This window comes from Synechococcus sp. 1G10, assembly GCF_002252625.1.
In the GTDB taxonomy this organism is placed as follows: Bacteria; Cyanobacteriota; Cyanobacteriia; order PCC-6307; family Cyanobiaceae; genus Regnicoccus_A.
In genome coordinates this window covers 165,302-183,655 of sequence record NZ_NQKW01000003.1, presented here as the reverse complement: position 1 = coordinate 183,655, position 18,354 = coordinate 165,302, and the positions used below count along the sequence as shown (strand labels likewise).

Here is an 18,354-nt window from a genome sequence, read left to right as displayed (position 1 = left end):
GGCTCAGCCACTCTGACGGCCCGCGCAGAAGCGCAGGCTGGTCAGGCAGATGCTCAGCCAGATGAAGCCCACGGCTGCCCCCGCGATGATGTCGGTGAGCCAGTGCACCCGGCAATAGAGCGTGCTGACCCAGATCAGGCCCACCCAGAGGGAGGAGCCCAGCACCAGTGGGCGGCGCAGCTGCGGGTAACGCTCCGCCAGAATCGTGCACATCAGGAAATAGAACACCACGGCTCCGGCGGCATGGCCACTGGGAAAACTGCGGCCGATCACCTCCACCAGACGGTCCAGGGGCCGGGCACGATCAAACTGGGGTTTCAACCAGCGATCCACGATCAGGAGGATGCCGCTGGTGCCGATGGCGACCCAGATCAGTTGGTTCCACGATCGCTTGATCAACAGAAAGATCAAGGCCGCCAGCACCAGCATCGCCGTGAAGCGTGTGCCGCTCACCTGATACACGATCACCAGAAAGCGACCGATGCTCTCGGGGATGCGATCTCCCAGCCAGGCCAGCACGGACTCATCGAACGCCGGCTCCTGCTGAGTCAGCACCACCTGCTCGATCCAGATCACCACCAGGGCCGCCAGGCCGCAGAGCAGCAGTCGCACCGGACCGAACAATCGAAACCAGCGGCGGATTGCGGTGGGAGTCGGCGCGGAGAATATCGGGGATTGGGTTTGACTCAAGTGATCAGCCGATCGGTTCGTTGGTGTTGTGGGTCACTCATGCTGCATGGTCATCGCGTCAGCTCGTGCGCGGAACACGCCAGAGCTGGTGCCCGGCACGGCTCTCCAGCAGCTCGGCCCCAGGCAAGGTCTTTGGCAGGTCCTTGAGGCGGAATTCCTCTCCGAAGATCAGCACGCTGCGGGCGGCTGAACCAGGCGCCGGGGGTTCCCTCAGGGCCTCCAGGGCACCTTCCGGGCTGTCAAGGAAGACAGCCTCGCGGCCGCTGTAGAACACCACGCTGTAGCGCTTGTAGCCCACCACCCAGAGCGGTTCGCCGGGGGCTGCAAGCTGCCCGGCCCGCTCTGCCAGCTCCCGCACCGGCCGCTGCCGCTGGGTTTCCATCAGCGGTGCCAGGGGGGGCACCACCACCGCCATCAGCAGCAGCATGGCGGCCAGATCCGGCAGCCAGAGGGCCCTGGGTCGGCCCGGACGCAGCAGCAGGACGAGCAGGCCGATGGCACTTCCCGCCAGAATCAGGGCCAGCAGCAGCGGCAGGCCTGAGCTGCTGAGGGCACTGGCAAAGCCGGGGTAGGCCGGATCCGTGGCCGCCCAGCGTGGAGCCAGGGCGGCGGCTGGGGCCAGGGCGGCGAACACCAGGGCATTGACCCAGCCGCTCCAACGCTGGGGCCGGTCGCTTTGGTGGGCAGCCAGCAGCTCACTGCCGCCACTGGCCTCAGGCGGGACACTCTCGAGAGGAAACCAGTAGAGGGCGAGCAGCAGGGCTGTGGCCGGCACCATGGGCAGGATGTAGCCGGCCAGCTTGGTGGCGGCAGCGGAGAAGAACAGCAGCACCACCAGAAACCAGACCAGGCAGAAGAGGGCCAACTGGGCCTGTGGTGGCTGGCGGCGCCAGGTCTTCAGCTGCCAGAACCGCAGACGCATCAGCGCCACGGGCAGGTGAAACGACCAGGGCAGCAGCAGCAGCAGCACCCAGGGCAGATAGAAGTGCCAGGGCCCGGCGTGGCGGTACAGCACCGAGGTGAACCGCTGGATGTTGCTGAACCCGAAGAATCCCCCCAGAAAGGCCATGCCATGGGCCTGGGCCGCCAGGACATACCAGGGCAGCACCACCAACAGAAAGATCCCGACGATCGGCAGCAACGGCAGTCGCCGCACATAGGCGATCAGCTGGCCCTGGGCGATCAGGAACACCAGAGCCACCAGCCCGGGCAGCACCAGACCCACCGGCCCCTTGGCCAGCACAGCGATGGCACTGAACAGGGGCATGGCCACGAAACCCAGCCGCCGGGCCGTGCTGCCTTTGGGCTGGCTGTAGCTGAGGAAGAAACCGAACAGGCTCAGGGCGATGGCACTGGCCAGGAACATGTCGGTGACGGAGCTGCGGCCCCAGCCGATCCAGCCGGGGTTCAAGGCCAGCAGGGCCGAACCGAAGGCGGCCCTCTGCCAGCGCTGGCGCAGGCCCCCATCAGCAGAGGCGCTGACCCACAGCAGGCCGAAACCCGCCAGCACCACGGCACTGGCCGCCAGGGCCACAGGCAGGCGGGCGGCCCACTCGTTCACACCGAAGAGGCGGAAGCTGAGGCCCACCATCCAGTACCCCCAGACGGGGTAATCGAAGAAGAGTTCGCCATTCCAGATCGGGGTGATCCAGTCCCCCCGCTCAACCATCTGGTGGCCCACCTCCACGAACAGGGCCTCGGTCTTGTCCATCAGGCTGAGGCTGCCCAGGTTCTGAAAGAACGCCAGCCAGCACAACAGCAGATAGCCGAGGCCGCTCACCAGCCAGAGCCGGCGCTGATCGCGCTCCAGCCAGGCCATCCATCCCTGAGTGATCAACACGCCATCCGGCAAGGAACAGAACACCAGCCACCAGCCTCGCTCAGGGCCGACAAGGGACCGAGCGAGGCCTCAGGAAATCTGGCCTACTTGATGTACTCCTTGAGCACGCCGTTGCGGTTGGGATGCCGCAGTTTGCGCAGGGCCTTGGCCTCGATCTGGCGAATTCTTTCGCGGGTCACGTCAAAGATCTGCCCGATCTCCTCGAGGGTCTTCATGCGGCCGTCGTCGAGGCCGTAGCGCAGACGCAGCACATCCCGCTCGCGGGGGCTGAGGGTGGCGAGCACGCCTTCGAGATCTTCGCGCAGCAGATTCTTGGCCACGTCCTGCTCAGGATTCTCGATGTCGGCTTCGATGAAGTCGCCCAGGCGGGAATCTTCCTCCTTGCCGATCGGGGTTTCCAGCGAAATGGGCAACTGCGCTGACTTGGCGATGAAGCGCAGCTTCTCGATCGTCATCTCCATGCTCTCGGCGATCTCTTCCTCGGTGGGTTTGCGGCCGAACTCCTGGGAGAGCACCTTGGTGGTTTTCTTGATGCGGGAGATCGTTTCGTAGAGGTGCACCGGCAGGCGGATCGTGCGGCTCTGGTCGGCGATGGCGCGGGTGATCGCCTGACGGATCCACCAGGTGGCGTAGGTGGAGAATTTATAGCCTTTCTCGTGGTCGAATTTCTCCGCGGCGCGGATCAGGCCGAGGCTGCCTTCCTGAATCAGGTCCTGGAAGGAGAGCCCACGGTTCATGTACTTCTTGGCGATCGACACCACCAGGCGCAGGTTCGACTGCACCATCTTTTCCTTGGCACGGCGGCCCAGCATCAGGCGCCGACGGAATTTGAGCGGTGGCATGTCCACCAGCACGGCCCATTCCTTGCTGTCTGGATAGTGGCCGTTGTCCTGCTCGAACTGGGTGGCCAGCTCCTCCAGCAGTAGCAGATCAGCGATCTTGCGCGCCAGCTCGATTTCCTCATCGGGGCGGAGCAGACGGATCCGGCCGATCTCCTGCAGGTAGACCCGGATCGAATCCTCGGTGTAAACCCCCTTGGGGCCCACCTTGATGCTGGCCAGGGCCTTTTCCTTCGCCGAGCCCTTCTTGTCCTTGGCCCCGTCGGCCGCCTCGAGCAGCTCGTCGGCTGCGGCGCTGAGGTCGGTGCTGACCGGTTCAGCCTTGGGTTTGGCCGCTGCCGCTGCTTTGGCGGTGGTTGCCTTCGCCTTGGTGGTGCCGGCCTTGGCGGCGGCTGGGCTGGCTTTGACGGTGGTGCTCTTGGAAGCCGCCTTCGCAGTTGGCTTGCGAGTCCTGGTGACGGAGTTCGCTGCTGTCAGGGTTTCGCCCTTGTCGGTGTCGTCAGCAGCAGCAAGGTCGACCTTTGACTTGGCGGAAGACTTTGCGGATGACTTGGGGGAGGCTTTGGCCTTAGTGGCGCTGGCCTTCGGTTTGAGCTTCACCGCCACTTCCTCTCCCGATGGAGCGGCCACCATCAGGATCTGAGGAACGCCTGGCTTGGGGCTGGCGGCGGACACTGGGCTCATAGCGGGACTGCGACGGAGTGACGGAATAGTCAGGTGAAAACAATTGGGCCGACAAGTTCAGGCCGGAAATTCAGCCAAGTCAATTGGGCGCGATGACAACATCACGACACAAAACGTTTCTTCAGCATCCAAGTGCAGCCGATGGCCGACCAGGAACAAAAACAGGCCCCATCAGGCGCCGGGTTGAAGCGGAGGAAACAAAGACCTGACGACGTGGAACGACCCGGAGGCCAGGCAGTGCTGTCAGGGGTGTTCGCAGACCGGGAGGCGCGCTGGAGGGGTTCTCCAAGCAGCCTGCACTTCAGGTCTTCCCACTGGACGGAACTCTGCCTGGTTCCGACAGCAGCCAGTTGAGCTGCTCAACTCCTTTATCTTAAGAAACCCCTATGGGGTTTGCAAGGCGAATCTCGACCGTGTTGGAGATGTCCTTGCCCCCGCACTGGGTTCAGGTCTGGGTGGAGGCCGGTAGGGAGGGGAGAATCTTTACCTACGCCGCACCACCGGTCCTTGGCCTGGCGGTCGGGGATCTGGTGAGCGTGCGACTGAGGGGACGCCCCCAGATCGGCCTGGTGGTCGACACCCTGGCTGAGGTTCCGGCTGATCTCGATCCAGCGGTGATCCAGTCGGTGGAAGGTCTTCACCAGGCCGCCGCCGTGGATCCCCACTGGCAGGCGCTGCTGCAGGAGGTGGCCCGTCAGTGCCACACCAGCCTGTTTCGAACCCTCAAGACAGCCTTGCCTCCAGGCTGGCTGGGACAGCGGCCGGCACGGGCCCAGCCCCAGCTACTTACCCAGCTCCGGTTGGAGCTGGTGGAGAGCCCCCAGCCACTCACCAGCCGCCAGTGCCAGCTGATCGATCGCCTGCGGGAATGCCCCGGCTCGGCGGCTTCCCAGACCACGGTCATGGCATGGGGTTTCAGCCGCTCCTTGGTGCAGGCCCTGGTGGCCAAAGGCTGGTTACGCAGCAGCCGACAGGTGCTCTCTGGCGGCGGTGCGCCTCAGCCAGGCGCCGTCCAGCAGGCTCATGATCTGGCCGGCGGGCCGCTCGAGTCGCCCCGCCCCCTGAATCCGGACCAAGAGGCCGCCCTCGAGCAGATCCTCGCCGGGTCCAGCGGCCAGGAGTTCCTGCTCTGGGGAGTGACCGGCTCAGGCAAGACGGAGGTGTATCTGCAGGCGGCGGCCGCCTGCCTGGCTTCCGGCCGCAGCGCGCTGATCCTCACTCCTGAGATCGGACTGATCCCCCAGCTGCTCGACCGCTGCCGTGCCCGCTTCGGCGGCCGCATCCTCGAGTTCCACAGCGGCCTTTCGGAACGGGCGCGCATCGCCGCCTGGCGCCGTTGTCTGCAGGCCGGCCCCACGGAGCCTCTGATCGCCGTGGGCACTCGCTCGGCGGTGTTCCTGCCCCTGGCGCCCCTGGGCCTGATCGTGCTGGATGAGGAGCACGACAGTTCCTACAAACAGGACAGTCCGATGCCCTGCTACCACGCCAGGGAGGTGGCCCGGCTGCGCTGCACTGCCGCGGGCGCCCGGCTGCTGCTGGGGAGCGCCACCCCCTCCCTGGAGTCGTGGCTGGCATGCCGGGGTCCCCGGTACATGGCCACCCTGCTGCGCCTCAGCCGCCGCATCAGCGGGCAGGCGGCAGCGCCGGTGCGGGTGGTGGACCTTCGTCAGGAGCTGGCGGAAGGCCACCGCCGCCTGATCAGCCGGGCCCTGATGGAGCGGATGGAGCGGCTCCAGGAGCGTGGGGAGCAGGCCGTGGTGCTGGTGCCCCGCCGCGGCTACAGCAGTTTCCTGAGCTGTCGCAGTTGCGGTGAGGTGGTTCAGTGCCCTCATTGCGATGTGTCCCTCACGGTCCACCGGCTGCGCGATGGCAGTCAGACCCTGCGCTGCCACTGGTGCGGCCACCGCCAGCCCCTGACCTCCCACTGCGGATCCTGCGGTTCCACCGCCTTCAAGCCCTTCGGCGCCGGCACCCAGCGGGTGATGGAGCAGCTGGAGCAGGAACTCTCGGGTCTGCGCCTGTTGCGCTTCGACCGGGACAGCACCCGGGGCCGGGATGGGCACCGCGGCCTGCTGGAACGTTTCGCGGCCGGGGAGGCCGATGTGCTCGTGGGCACCCAGATGCTGGCCAAGGGCATGGATCTGCCCCGTGTCACCCTGGCGGCGGTGCTGGCAGCCGATGGTCTCCTGCACCGGCCTGATCTGCGCGCCTCGGAGCACTGCCTGCAGCTGCTGCTGCAGCTGGCGGGCAGGGCCGGCAGGGGTGAGCGTCCCGGGGAGGTGATCGTGCAGACCTACCTGCCGGATCACCCCGTGATCCAGCATCTGATCGACGGCCGCTACGACATCTTTCTCGAGGCGGAACTGCAGCTGCGCCGTCAGGCCCAGCTGGTGCCCTTCAGCCGGGCGTGTCTGCTGCGCCTGGCTGGCCCCTCCGGAGCGGCCACCGCCACGGCCGCCGCCGCCCTGGCCGAGCAGCTGCGGCCCCAGGTGGAGCAGGCCGGCTGGCAGATGATCGGCCCCGCGCCTGCCGCGGTGGCACGGGTGGCGGGCCGCTACCGCTGGCAGCTGCTGCTGCACGGCCCCGCCGGCGCCGACCTGCCCCTGCCTCCGGAAGCCGAGCTGCGCGCCGGCCTGGCCCGCAGCGTGAGCCTCTCGATTGATCCCGATCCGATCGAGCTCTGAGGGGATTCCTACGGGGAGGGCAACTCAGGCCAGCCGAAACCCGCCTGCCGCCGCAACCGCTGCAACACCAGGCTGAGCACCAGCAACAGGGCGACCAGCAGGCTGCCCAGGCCGAGGCGGCTCCAGCGCCAGCCGCTCAGCTCAAGCCGGTTGACGACCCCCAGCTGCAGGGGCCAGTTCAGCCCTTCGGGCCGGGGCTCCACGGCCAGCGGCTGGGCTGTTTGCACAGCTCCGACGCCCAGTGAGCGGAGTCTCACCGTGAAGCTCAGGCCCGGCAGGGGCTGCACCTGGCGCAGGTCGAGCTCGAAGCCGAGCTGCTGACGAACACCGAGCAGCCAGTTGCGTTCCTGAAGGCTGAGCACCGGCGCAGGCAGTGGCTGTCCCGTGAGCGCACCGGCATCGAGAGCCAGGCGCCGCAACAGACCTGAGGCTTCTGCAGGCGTCACCACGCCGCTGCTGAGGCTGAGGCGGCCCTGATCCGGATCCAGGGAGAGCTTGTAGCGAGTGAGCTCAGCGTCGGTTGAGAGGGTGCTGGCGAACTGCCGCTGCCAGGGCATCCAGTTGCCGCTGACGCTGGTGAGGCTCTGGCTCAGCTCGAGCCGACCCGGTGCCGGCAGGCTGAGCTCGGTGTCGACGCGAAGGCAGCCCCCCAGCAGCCCCGTGAGCAGCAGCAGCACCGCCAGCACGACGATCGCAAAGCCCAATGGCGAGCGGGTGGGACCCACCGGCGGCGGCGGCGCTGACTCCGCTCTGGTGCGGCCTGGGCGGGCCTGGCCCAGGGGCATCACCCGTTGCTGCAGCGACTCCACCCCGCCGATCGGCGGCAAGGTGATCGACCAGTTCTCCGGCCGCTTGAGGCTGGGGGCCTCGAGAATCAAGCTCAGGTCTCGGGCCTGCCGGCGCAGGTCGGGATCAACGCAGGCCTGGAGACCGCGCACACAGCTGGCCGCGCTCTCAGACTCCCCCTGGCCGATCAGCGCCGTGGCCATCAGCATCCGGGCCCGTCCGCCCAGCGATGCCGTGATGGCATGGGCTTCCACGATCGGCTCCAGCAAGCGCAGGCAGCGGCCGTACTCACCGCAATCGAGCGCGGCCCGAGCCGGAGCCAGTGGATCCTCAGCCACGCCGCTGGGCACTCGCTCGGGCGGCGGCACGGCTGCTGCCGACCACCATCGTGCCGACGCCGGCATCGGTGAACACCTCCAGCAGCAGGGCATGGGGGACACGGCCATCGAGGATGTGGGCCGCGCCGACCCCCTGGGCCAGGGCCCGGATGCAGCATTCCGTCTTGGGTGTCATCCCCGCGTTGACGACGCCGGTACGGATCAGCTCCCGGGCCTCGGGCAAGGTGATCTGGCGCAAGAGGCTGGAGGGATCTTCCCGGTCCTGCAGGATGCCCGGGGTGTCGGTGAGCAGGATCAGCTTCTCGGCCTGAAGGGCAGCGGCCAGCTCCCCGGCCACCGTGTCGGCATTGATGTTGTGAGCCTGGCCACTGGGATCGGCAGCCACACTCGAGATCACCGGGATGTAGCCGCTCTGCAGCAGAGGTGCGAGCACATCGGGGTTGACCGCCGCCACCTCACCCACCAGTCCGTGGGAACCCTCGCCCCAGGTGCGAGCCTCCACCAGGGCCCCATCGCTGCCGGAGAGCCCCACGGCACGGCCCCCCACCCGGTTGAGACCGTTGACGATCTGCTTGTTGACCCGACCCACCAGCACCATTTCCACCACATCCATGGTGTCGGGGTCGGTGACACGCAGCCCATCACGGAACTGGGCGGGGATTTCCAGCTTCTTGAGCCACTGGTTGATCTCCGGTCCGCCGCCGTGCACCACCACCGGCTGCACCCCCACGCAGGCCAGCAGGGCCAGGTCGCGGAAGACTGCGTCGCGCAGATCTTCCCGCACCATCGCCGCGCCGCCGTACTTCACCACCACGCGGCGCCCGGCGAAGCGCTGGATATAAGGCAGCGCCTCACTGAGCACGGACACACGCAGGGTGTCCTCAGCACTGATGACGGGGTCCTGGCTCAAGAGGAAAAGGGGAGAAGGGTGGGCGTGGGGACCGGCAGGCGCCGGGGCCAGGGCTCAGGCCGCTGGAGCGGGCTCGACGACATCAGCGCCGGGCAGCAGGCTCAGTTCCAGCTCGGAAGCGGAGATCAGCCGCAGCTCAGCGCGCAGTCCAGGGCCGAAGAAGCGACCCAGCCGGTCCTGCTTGGCCTGCCATCGTTCCGGCGGAACTCCATGGCAGCGGAAGTGGAGCACCAGGCCATAGCCGCCATCCAGATCGTGCTCGGCCACGCTCAGCAGCTCCGGCGGAGCGTCGTCGTTCCAGAGCTTGAGCGCTTCGAGAGAGCTCTCGAGGTGGGCCTTCTGGCCATAACGCCAGCGTGTCACGTCTTTGAGAAGCTTGCGCAAGGGCTCGTTCTCGGGCAGCTCACGCAGCTGCCGCAGCTCCGCTGCCGGCGTGAGCCGCTGGGCTGGGGGCAGCTCCGACGACTTCAGGGCCAGGCCTCCCAGCAGCACCGGAACGCCGTAGAACACTCCCGCCAGGCTGATGTTGGGGCTGTCGGTGACGTAGGCGATCGAGCCGATCACGGTGAGCGCCGCACCGAGGATGGTCAGCAGGCTGCCGGGGGATGTGAGTGCTTCCATAGCGCCATCTTCCTGCAGCGCGGTCCAGGATGGCGATCGTTGACAAGCAGACCCTCCGGCCATGGATCACCCCAGCCCCAGTGCCGATCCCGCTTCGCCTTCGTCTCCCCCCGAGATCCCGCTCGACGACCCCAGCACCCTGAAGCTGCTGGATCAGCTCACTGAAGATCGCCTCTGGCTGCTGCAGCAGATCGACGGCGGCCGCTGGCCCGATCTGAGGCTGGATCTTGCTGCACTGGAGCGGGAGCTCGGTCAGCTGCTCGACCAGGCCCGCCAGCGGCTTGAACCGGGCTGATCCGGGCCTCAGAAGGGGATTTCGTCGTCGTCGTCGGCCAGATCAGGCACCAGCGGCGAGGTGTTCCAGGTGGGGGGCGGTGGCTCCGCAGCAGCAGGGCGCGGCGCCGGAGTGACCGGCCGGGGAGCGGCAGGCGCCGGCCGAGGAATCGTGCGCACCGGAGCGCCCTGAGCCATGGCTGCAGCCATCTGTGGAGCCACAGATGGCGCCGCAGATGGAGCCGGAGCGGAACCCTGGGCCGTGAGGGGGTGAAGGCGGGCGAGGGTGAATTCGGCGCGCTTTTCCTTGGTGCCATCGGCGCGCGAGACGGTGCTCATACGCAGCCGCCCCTCGATCATCAGCCGCTGACCCACCTGCACCCGGTTCTGAAGATCCTGGGCGAGATTACCCCAACCCACCACCTTCAGTTGTCCCGGGGGATCATCGGGGCGGAGACCATCGAGTTCGACGGCCATCTCCGCCACCGGTGTCTGGTTGTCCTGGGTGTAGCGCACCTGGGGTGCCTCCAGCACCACCACCTCCAGCAAACAGTGGTTCACGACCCCCTCGACGACAGTGGGCCCCATCCTGATGCACGGACCCAACCCTTGATCGCCGGATCTGACGCGGCGGACGCCGCTGCAGTACCAGGGCGGCGGCCATCGATCTGGCTGCTGGGCGGCACCGGCGAAGGGCCGCTGATCGTCAGCCGGCTGCTGGACGCTGGTTGGAGTGTGCAGGTCTCACTGGTGAGCGAGGACGCCCTGCGGGCCTATCCCGCCCACCCCCGGCTGCAGAGTCGCCTGGGAGCGCTGGCAGGCCCTGGGGCGATCGAAGCTGAACTGCTTGCTGCTCCCCTCGCCCCCTTCCGTTGGGTGATCGATGCCAGCCATCCCTTCGCCGCCCGCATCAGCGCCGATCTGGCGGCGGTCTGCAGCCGCGGCGGCCAACCCCTGCTTCGCCTCCTGCGCCCGCCCGTGCGCCAGCTGCCTGGGACCAGGCTGATCCTGCTCGATCAGCTTGAGGATCTGGCCGGAATCGACCTGGCCGGCGAGAGTCTGCTGCTGGCGATCGGCGCCCGCCATCTGGCGAGGGCCGTGGCGCTGGCCAAGACCAGTGCCTGCTTTGCCCGCATCCTGCCCAACCCGACAAGCCTGCGGCAGGCCCTGGCGGCGGGGCTGGGTGAGGGTGCCCTTGCCTGCCACCGTCCCGGCACGGGGCCACCGGCGACGACTGCCGGTTCGATCGAGAGGGCGCTGATGGAGCACTGGGGCATCTCGGCGGTGCTCTGCCGCCAGTCGGGCGGCCCGACCGAGGAGCTCTGGCAGCAGCTCTGCGCCGAGCTGGGGCTGAAGCTGCTGCTGCTCAGGCGACCGGCGGAACCGCTGCCCGAATCAGAACTGTGGCCGCTGGAGGAGTTGCTGGCACAGGTGGGACAGCCAGAGCCCACTGGAGCGCAATCAGCCCAGGTGCTCGGCCACCAACTGCGGCAGTGAGGCCCGCGGGCGGGGCCCCAGCTGGGTGATCACCTGGCCCGCGCAGAGAGATCCCAGCTGGCCGCAGCGCTCCAGAGTCTCCCCGCGGGTGAGTCCGTAGAGGAAACCGGAGGCATAGAGATCACCGGCTCCTGTGGTGTCAACCAGGGGGCCTAGCACCCAGGGATCGATTCGATGGACCTGCCCGTTTCCGAGCACCACCGAACCCAGGGCACCGCGTGTGAGCACGGCGATCGCGCAGCGGCCGCGCACCTGTTCCATCGCCGCCTCGAAACCATCGCACTGGTACAGCGCGGTGATCTCGGCTTCGTTGGCGAAGAGCACATCCACATGGCCATCGACCAGCTCCTGGAAGCTCTGCCGGTGGCGCTCGACGCAAAAGGCATCGGAGAGGGAGAGGGCCACCTGGCCACCAGTGGCGCGCATCACCTCCGCGGCGGCGAGGAAGGCCCGCTTGGCGGCCTCTCCATCCCAGAGGTATCCCTCCAGGTAGAGCATCCCCGCCTGACGCACCAGATCCAGGTCCAGGTCGGCTGGTTCAAGGTCCACCGAGGCGCCCAGATAGGTGCACATCGTGCGCTGGGCATCGGGTGTGACCAGGATCAGGCAACGGGCGGTGGCTGCACCCGTGCTGGCGGCCGGGGTCTCGAAGCGAGCCCCAACCGAGCGGATGTCGTGGCTGAAGATCGCCCCCAGCTGGTCGTCACGCACCCGGCCGATGAACCCGGCCCGGACACCGAGCTGGGCCAGGCCCGCCAGGGTGTTGGCGGCCGAGCCTCCGGAGGTTTCCAGTCCAGGGCCAGCCGCTTCGTAGAGCGCCCTGGCCTGCTCGGCATCCACCAGGGCCATGCCGCCCTTGTTCAGTCCATGCTTCTCGAGGAAAGCGTCGTCTGAGCTGACCAGCACATCGACGATCGCGTTGCCGATGCCCACCACATCGAGAGATCGGCCGTCGGCGTGGATCGTCATACGTTCAGAAGGGCGCGCTTAGGTCCGTGGATCGGATCCTCCACCACGATCGTCTGATCACGCTGGGCGCCGAGCGAAACGATCGCGATCGGAACTTCCATCAGCTCAGCCAGGAACCGGAGGTAGGCCATGGCGGCGTCGGGCAGATCCTCAAGGGCGCGGCACTCTGCGGTGGAGCACTGCCAGCCGGGCAGGGTCTGAAAGATCGGACGGCAGCGGGCAAATGTCTCGGCGCTGCTGGGGAAGTGATCGATGCGTTCGCCATCGAGCTCATAGGCCACGCCGACCTGGATCTCATCGAGTTCATCGAGCACATCAAGCTTGGTGATGGCCAGGCAATCCAGTCCGTTCACCTCCACGGCGTAGCGACCGATCACCCCATCGAACCAGCCGCAGCGGCGACGGCGCCCCGTGGTGGTGCCGTACTCCCCGCCCCGGTCGCAGAGATGGTCGTTGATACTGCCCTGCAGTTCCGTGGGGAAGGGACCCTCTCCCACCCGGGTGGTGTAGGCCTTGGCGACCCCGATGACCCGGTCGATCAGGGTGGGGCCCACGCCGGCGCCGATACAGGCGCCGCCGGAGACGGGATTCGATGAGGTGACGTAGGGGTAGGTGCCGTGATCGAGATCGAGCAGGGTTCCCTGGGCGCCCTCGAAGAGAATGTTCTGCCGGGCCCGGGCCGCCTGGTGGATCGTGCGGGTGCAGTCGACCACATGCGGGGCAAGACGCTCGCCATAGGCGAGGTATTCCGTCAGCACCACCTCGGGATCAAGGGGCTCGAGGCCGTAGATCCGCTCCAGGATCAGATTCTTTTCGGTCAGTGGCCCCATCAGGCGCTCGCGCAAGCGGTCGGGATCCAGCAGGTCGATCACCCGGATGCCGTTGCGATCTGACTTATCCGCATAGGTGGGACCGATGCCCCGGCCGGTGGTGCCGATGCGGCGATCACCTCGGCGCTGTTCCATCGCCAGATCGAGCAGGCGGTGGTACGGCATCGTGACGTGAGCCGTGGAGGCCAGCTTCAGTCCGGAGATGTCAATGCCGTAGCCGCCGAGCATGTCGAGTTCTTCGAGCATGATGCGCGGGTCGACCACCGTGCCCGAACCGATCAGACAGATGGTGTCGGGGTAGAGAATCCCAGAGGGAATGAGGTGAAGCTTCAGCACCTTGTCGTCGACCACGATCGTGTGGCCGGCATTGACTCCACCCTGATAACGAACCACCACATCGGCGGATCGGCTCAGCAGATCGGTGATCTTGCCTTTCCCCTCGTCGCCCCACTGTGCACCGATGACGACAACATTGGCCAAGGACACAGCGGCCCGTAGCCGCTTCTAAGCACAAGGGTCAAGAGTCTCAGATGACCAGCCCTTTCGTCAAAGCCCTGGGGCCTGAAAACAAGCTGGCTGGCCGCTGGATTGGTCCGGCCGCTTGACCCCAAGGGAAATCAGGTGCCCCGGACGACGGCGGTTTCGGCTTTCTTCAATTCTTTTTCCAGGCGGGTCTTGAGAGCGTCAGGCAGGGGACGGTTGGCGTAATTGGTGTAGTGCCCGGCCAGTGAGTTCAGGGCGGTCTGCATGGTGGTGAAGGAGGGCAGTCCGTTTATCCGTGCCTTCGGCCTGTAGAGGGCCATGTAGTCGTTGATCAGGACGCGGGCTTCGCTTTCGGCCTCGGGGCGGGCCGGATCGTCCTGGCTGATGGCAATGGTTCCAAGCAATGATTCAGCCACCGTCATGGTGTCCTCGACATAGGAACCGCTCAGGCTGTTGCCGGCACTGCCGCAGCTGGTGAGAGTGAGGCTGAGCGCGAGCCCGATGGCCAGCAGGGGCGTCAGCGTGCTGCTCCACCAACTCGGTGAGAACAGCCCGGCCCAGCAGGACTGGAGAACTGCGCTGATGGCTGGCCCAGTCGAACGGAAGAAGGACCTCCAGACAACAGTCATCAGCGTCTCTGCGTGTCGATGGCCGATCTTACGGGCTCCCCGTAGCCAGTCCCAGACGTGCGGCGCCGATGTGCTCCTGCAGCAGGGTCACCACCTCCTCGGCTGCCACGTCTCGCTTGGCTCCGCCAGCGCGCTCCACCAGTTCAACCTGGCCAGAGGCGGCACCGCGCCCCACCACCACCCGCCAGGGAATTCCGATCAGATCGGCATCCTTGAATTTCACCCCGGCCCGCTCGCTGCGGTCATCGAGCAGCACGTCGAGTCCAGCCCGCTCGAGCTCGTCGTGAAGCCTCTCCCCGAGAGCCAGCTGCACGGGGTCCTGGGCGCTGGCCACCACCACGATCACCTCGAAGGGGGCGATCGCCACGGGCCAGCGAATGCCCAGCTGATCGTGGTGCTGCTCAACGGCCGCCTGGGCCAGCCGGGATACCCCGATGCCGTAGCAGCCCATCCACAGGGGCTCATCCAGACCCTGTTCATTGGTGAAGGTGGCCTCCAGGGCCTGGGAATATTTGCGACCCAGCTGGAAGATGTGACCCACCTCGATGCCGCGGCTGGCCTCAAGCCGCTGGCTGGGGTCCTGCAGGCAGCGCTCCCCCGGCTGGGCTGAGCGCAGGTCGGCCACGCTCGGCCGCCCGCCCGTCAGCTCCGACCAGCGGGCTCCCACCTGATGGGTGTCCTGGCGATTGGCCCCACAGACGAAGGTTTCGAGCTCCGCTGCGGTGGCATCCGCCAGGCGCAGAAACGAGGGTTGCCAGCTGCGCGCTCCCGCCAGCAGTTCATCGCCCAGATGCGGACCCAGGCAGCCCAGAGGCCAGGCAGACAGGCCCTCGGAGCGGATCTGCTCCGGCGTGATCGTCTCCAGGTCCAACAGGGCCCCGGACCCTTCCCCCAGCGACGCGCTGACGGCGTTGGCGAGCTTGGTGGGGTTGAGCTGCTGATCGCCGCGCAGGCTGACCAGCACGGGCTGTGGTTTGGCTTCGGCCCAGCGGGCCAGCAGGAGCAGCACCTTCACCGTCTGGCTGGGATCGAAGCCATGGGCGGCGCAGAGGTCCTCGATGCTGTGCTGCCCTGGGGTGTGAAGTTCCACCGCGCCGGAGCCGGCGGTGGGCAGGGGCACTGCCGGCTCCGGCAACGAGCAGGCCCGCTCCTGATTGGCGGCATAACGCCCATCCGCACTGCTGAGGATCAGATCCTCCCCGGCATCGGCGGTGACCATGAACTCCTGACTGGCAGAGCCTCCGATGGCGCCGCTGTCGGCTTCAACTGCCACTGTGCGCAGGCCACAGCGGCTGAAGATGCGGCGGTAGGCCTCGTCCATGCGCTGATAGGTGAGCCTGAGATCGGCCTCGTCGGCATGGAAGGAATAGGCATCCTTCATGATGAATTCACGCCCGCGCATCAGGCCGAAGCGAGGCCGGATCTCATCCCTGAATTTGGTCTGGATCTGGTAGAGGCTGACCGGAAGTTGCCGGTAGGAGCGGAGCAGATCGGCGGCCAGGGCCGTGATCACTTCTTCATGGGTCGGACCGAGCCCCATGGAGCGCTCCTGGCGGTCGACCAGGTGAAACATGATTCCTTCCCCGGCGGTGTAGCCCTGCCAGCGGCCGCTGCGTTCCCAGAGGCTGGCCGGCTGCAGGGCGGGGAGGAGGGTCTCCAGGGCGCCGGTGGCGTCCATCTCCTGACGCACGATCGCCGAGATCTTGGTGAGCACCCTCCAGAGCAGGGGCAGATAGGCGTACACACCGGAGGCCACCCGACGCATGTAGCCGCCGCGAAGCAGCAGTTTGTGGGACGGGATTTCGGCTTCCGCCGGGTCATCCCGCAGCGTCACCAGCATCAGGCGGGAGACGCGCATGGAAACCACAGCTTGAGCAGCCCGGGAACCTATCACCGCACGGGCCATGTTTTCAGGGCGGATGGGAGCCGGGGCTGGTCTTGCCGAGCGGGGCCTGAGCCGTTTTAATCACCCCACCAGGCAGGTTGCTGAAGCGACCTGGATCTCCAGGCTTCCTCTGCTAGCGTCGGCATGAATTCCCAGCCGTCCAAGATAAGTCTTATGGTTGCACCAACGGCCGGCTCCAATGGAGAGCTTCCACCGACCGTGCCACCGTCCTGGCCTGCTGGCCTGCCCGATCCCAGCCCCGAATCGGCTGAAGGCCTGATCGGCATCGACGAGGTGCAGAAAGCGCTGAACCGTTCGAGGGCTTCGGTCTACCGCTACACCAATACGGATCCACGCAACCTCAATCCACCCTTCAACTCGCGCAAGCTCAACCCGGAATACCGCACCGATCAGAAGGAGGCACTGCTCTTTCACCCCAACGAGGTGGCCCGTTTCGCCCGCGATGTGCTGCGTATCAAGGAGGTGACCGTCGAGGTGCTCAATTCACCCTCAACGGCTACCCAGCAGCTACTGAGCTCAATCCTCGAGGAACTCCAGGCCATTCGTCTCAGCCTGCAGGGACTGGATCAGGCACCGGCGGTGCTCAGCACCAAGAGGGATCAGTTGGAGCAGTCGCGCCCCGCTGCCTGAGCGGTTCGTCAGCGGCTTGGGCAGAAGCATGCAGAAGGTGTCATATTGAATTCGGTAACAGACTTTCTGCGGGGTGGTTCTCTCCCCATCAGACAGCTGCTGCTGCTTCCGGGACCAGCGTTCTGAACGGCCTGAGTGCCGAGCCGACGTTGCTCCCTGAAGCTGGTCCCTCATCCCTATCCATGGATTCCGAACCTCCACGAACCGGCCCGGCTACCGCAACTGCCACCTCCGCAGGCACCTCCTCAGTTGCTGCGCCGGGTGGTCTTTCCAGCCTCCAGACCCCTGCCACTGAGGTGCCAGGGCTTGGTTCATCCGCAGCCAGCGGAAGCTCCAAGGATGAGTCCTACAGCCCAGACGGACTCCTGGACCCCGGATCACCGCTGCTGGGGGCCACGATTGCTCTGCTTTCTCTGATCGTTCCAGTGGCTGCCGTTCTGCTGGAGCGAGGCTCTTTCCGGACTGATCCCCGCTTCTCCATTCCCATCAGCCGTGGACATCAGCAGCCTGTCCCCCTCGCCATCCCTGGGATTGGTGAACCTGGTGGTGGAGATTCCCGCCGGTAGCCGTAACAAATACCAGTACAACAGCGCGGCCGGTCTGATGGCCCTCGATCGGATACTCCATTCCTCGGTCCGCTAACCCTTCGACGACGGCTTCGTTCCCAACACCCTTGCGGAGGACGGCGCTCCCCTCGACGCGATTGGGATCATGGAAGAGCCCGCCTACGCCGGCTACCTGATCACTGCCCGACCGATCGGCTACCTCGACATGATCGACTGCGACGCCCATGACGGGAAGCTCTCGTGTGTCCCCGAGGCCAACGGCCGAGAGAGCGGCCTAGGCAGCATTCGCGAGATCGGTGCCAATCAGCTCGAAGAAGTGGCCGAGTTTTTTCGGACTTACAAGAATCTGGAGGGGCGGGCGCTCCAAATCATCGGCTGGGAGGACGCCGCTGCCGTGCCTGCCTTGGTGGAGCGCTGCGTTCAGGCCCTGCTTGCCGATCAGGAGGAGCGCTGCAGCAGGAAGCCCTCGTAATCGAGGGCCTGGAACACCCGCGCCGGATCCCCGAAGCCAGCGGCGTTCACGAGGGCCGTGAGACGCGCCACACCCACAGGATGGACGCCGTGCGTGAGAGGTTCGAGCAGCTCGAGGGGCGCATCCAGCTGGGAGGCCCGCTGGAACCCGCGCCAGGCCTCCGCCATCTGGTCTTCGAGCAGGGGAAGAGCCGGGCGCATCAGATCAACCAGCACCAGCTGGCCCCCAGGCCTGAGGCAGCGGGCCAGGGCTGAGAGAAACGCCAGCTTGCTTCCGTCATCAGGGAGTGACTGCAGCACCAGAACTGAGAGTGCCCCATCGAAGCCGGCCTCAAGATCCAGGTCCTCGACCGTGCTCTGCCGCCAGTTGAGGCCGGCCGCAGCGCTGCCCAGCCGCTGCTGGGCGGCGCTGAGCATCGCCTGGGAGGGATCGATCGCGCTCAGGCGCCAGTCCGGGCGTTGGGCAATGGCCTCCACCAGCTCAGCGCCGGTGCCGCACCCGGCCACCAGCACCTCAGCTCCATCCCGGCGGGCCAGGGGGGAGGCCGCCAGCAGGGCCACCCCGAGCCGGGCGAGGCTGGCATAGCCAGGGATCAGGCCCTGGACCACCAGGTCGTACCCGGAGAGTTCGCCGCTGTTCGCTGCAGCCATGGCCCTGTGCGCGCTCCACTGGATCGTAGGCAGCGACGCCCCACCGCCCGGGCCAAC

16 protein-coding genes and 1 pseudogene are annotated in these 18,354 nt (G+C 66.7%); 5 read left to right on the top strand and 12 right to left on the bottom strand.

The window, feature by feature from the left end:
- Nucleotides 1-3 precede the first annotated feature (3 nt).
- From CJZ82_RS04340 to rpoD, 3 genes are read right to left on the bottom strand one after another with little or no spacing between them, the layout of a single operon-like run.
- On the bottom strand, nucleotides 4-690 hold the full coding sequence (locus CJZ82_RS04340; RefSeq protein WP_094554548.1) for a phosphatase PAP2 family protein: 687 nt from the start codon (nucleotides 688-690) through the stop codon (nucleotides 4-6).
- A 58-nt stretch (nucleotides 691-748) separates the two neighbouring features.
- Entirely contained in the window at nucleotides 749-2,554 is a 1,806-nt protein-coding gene (locus tag CJZ82_RS04335) for a glycosyltransferase family 39 protein (RefSeq protein ID WP_233130042.1), read from the bottom strand.
- 59 nt (nucleotides 2,555-2,613) lie between these two features.
- Nucleotides 2,614-4,053: an RNA polymerase sigma factor RpoD gene (gene rpoD, locus CJZ82_RS04330; RefSeq protein WP_094554547.1), complete on the bottom strand. Its 1,440-nt coding sequence runs from the start codon at nucleotides 4,051-4,053 to the stop codon at nucleotides 2,614-2,616.
- A gap of 422 nt (nucleotides 4,054-4,475) precedes the next feature.
- On the opposite strand from rpoD, the gene priA reads away from it, so the two are divergent.
- The gene (gene priA / locus CJZ82_RS04325; protein WP_233130041.1) at nucleotides 4,476-6,737 is read left to right on the top strand and encodes a primosomal protein N'; all 2,262 of its coding nucleotides are present in this window, start codon (nucleotides 4,476-4,478) and stop codon (nucleotides 6,735-6,737) included.
- A gap of 8 nt (nucleotides 6,738-6,745) precedes the next feature.
- Here priA and CJZ82_RS04320 read toward each other — a convergent pair whose 3' ends face one another.
- Genes CJZ82_RS04320 through CJZ82_RS04310 form a run of 3 tightly spaced genes read right to left on the bottom strand, consistent with a single transcriptional unit; the run spans nucleotide 6,746 to nucleotide 9,392 of the window.
- Nucleotides 6,746-7,861, bottom strand: coding sequence for a DUF3153 domain-containing protein (locus CJZ82_RS04320; RefSeq protein WP_233130040.1), 1,116 nt, complete (start codon nucleotides 7,859-7,861; stop codon nucleotides 6,746-6,748).
- On the bottom strand, nucleotides 7,854-8,771 hold the full coding sequence (gene argB / locus CJZ82_RS04315; protein WP_094554544.1) for an acetylglutamate kinase: 918 nt from the start codon (nucleotides 8,769-8,771) through the stop codon (nucleotides 7,854-7,856). Before argB ends, CJZ82_RS04320 begins: the two co-directional genes overlap by 8 nt.
- Nucleotides 8,772-8,825: 54 nt before the next feature.
- A complete protein-coding gene (locus CJZ82_RS04310; RefSeq protein ID WP_094554543.1) occupies nucleotides 8,826-9,392 on the bottom strand; it encodes a DUF2854 domain-containing protein in 567 nt (188 codons plus the stop codon).
- 61 nt (nucleotides 9,393-9,453) lie between these two features.
- Here CJZ82_RS04310 and CJZ82_RS04305 point away from each other — a divergent pair, with 61 nt between their 5' ends.
- Nucleotides 9,454-9,687: a hypothetical protein gene (locus tag CJZ82_RS04305; protein ID WP_233130039.1), complete on the top strand. Its 234-nt coding sequence runs from the start codon at nucleotides 9,454-9,456 to the stop codon at nucleotides 9,685-9,687.
- An 8-nt stretch (nucleotides 9,688-9,695) separates the two neighbouring features.
- Here the strand turns inward: CJZ82_RS04305 and CJZ82_RS04300 are convergent, their stop codons facing one another.
- Nucleotides 9,696-10,226, bottom strand: coding sequence for a single-stranded DNA-binding protein (locus CJZ82_RS04300; RefSeq protein ID WP_094554542.1), 531 nt, complete (start codon nucleotides 10,224-10,226; stop codon nucleotides 9,696-9,698).
- A gap of 48 nt (nucleotides 10,227-10,274) precedes the next feature.
- On the opposite strand from CJZ82_RS04300, the gene CJZ82_RS04295 reads away from it, so the two are divergent.
- Nucleotides 10,275-11,162, top strand: coding sequence for a precorrin-6A/cobalt-precorrin-6A reductase (locus tag CJZ82_RS04295; RefSeq protein WP_233130038.1), 888 nt, complete (start codon nucleotides 10,275-10,277; stop codon nucleotides 11,160-11,162).
- On the opposite strand, the gene CJZ82_RS04290 is transcribed toward CJZ82_RS04295, so the two are convergent.
- The 4 genes from CJZ82_RS04290 to CJZ82_RS04275 all read right to left on the bottom strand — a co-directional run bounded on the left by CJZ82_RS04290 (nucleotide 11,127) and on the right by CJZ82_RS04275 (nucleotide 15,931).
- Nucleotides 11,127-12,131 carry an adenosine kinase gene (locus CJZ82_RS04290; protein WP_094554541.1) on the bottom strand — a complete coding sequence of 335 codons (1,005 nt, stop codon included), beginning with the start codon at nucleotides 12,129-12,131 and terminating at the stop codon, nucleotides 11,127-11,129. The genes CJZ82_RS04295 and CJZ82_RS04290 overlap by 36 nt on opposite strands.
- Nucleotides 12,128-13,447: an adenylosuccinate synthase gene (locus CJZ82_RS04285; RefSeq protein WP_198949654.1), complete on the bottom strand. Its 1,320-nt coding sequence runs from the start codon at nucleotides 13,445-13,447 to the stop codon at nucleotides 12,128-12,130. The genes CJZ82_RS04290 and CJZ82_RS04285 overlap by 4 nt, the downstream gene beginning before the upstream one ends.
- A gap of 131 nt (nucleotides 13,448-13,578) precedes the next feature.
- On the bottom strand, nucleotides 13,579-14,073 hold the full coding sequence (psb27, locus tag CJZ82_RS04280) for a photosystem II protein Psb27 (RefSeq protein ID WP_094554540.1): 495 nt from the start codon (nucleotides 14,071-14,073) through the stop codon (nucleotides 13,579-13,581).
- Between the two features lie 28 nt (nucleotides 14,074-14,101).
- Entirely contained in the window at nucleotides 14,102-15,931 is a 1,830-nt protein-coding gene (locus tag CJZ82_RS04275; RefSeq protein WP_094554539.1) for a proline--tRNA ligase, read from the bottom strand.
- Between the two features lie 201 nt (nucleotides 15,932-16,132).
- Here CJZ82_RS04275 and CJZ82_RS04270 point away from each other — a divergent pair, with 201 nt between their 5' ends.
- Entirely contained in the window at nucleotides 16,133-16,609 is a 477-nt protein-coding gene (locus tag CJZ82_RS04270; RefSeq protein WP_094554538.1) for a hypothetical protein, read from the top strand.
- A 492-nt stretch (nucleotides 16,610-17,101) separates the two neighbouring features.
- Nucleotides 17,102-17,647 (top strand): annotated as a pseudogene (locus CJZ82_RS04265) (inorganic diphosphatase).
- Here CJZ82_RS04265 and CJZ82_RS04260 read toward each other — a convergent pair.
- Nucleotides 17,614-18,297, bottom strand: a complete 684-nt coding sequence (locus CJZ82_RS04260; RefSeq protein ID WP_094554537.1) for a class I SAM-dependent methyltransferase — start codon at nucleotides 18,295-18,297, stop codon at nucleotides 17,614-17,616. The pseudogene CJZ82_RS04265 and the gene CJZ82_RS04260 sit on opposite strands and share 34 nt — an antisense overlap.
- Between the last annotated feature and the right edge of the window lie 57 nt (nucleotides 18,298-18,354).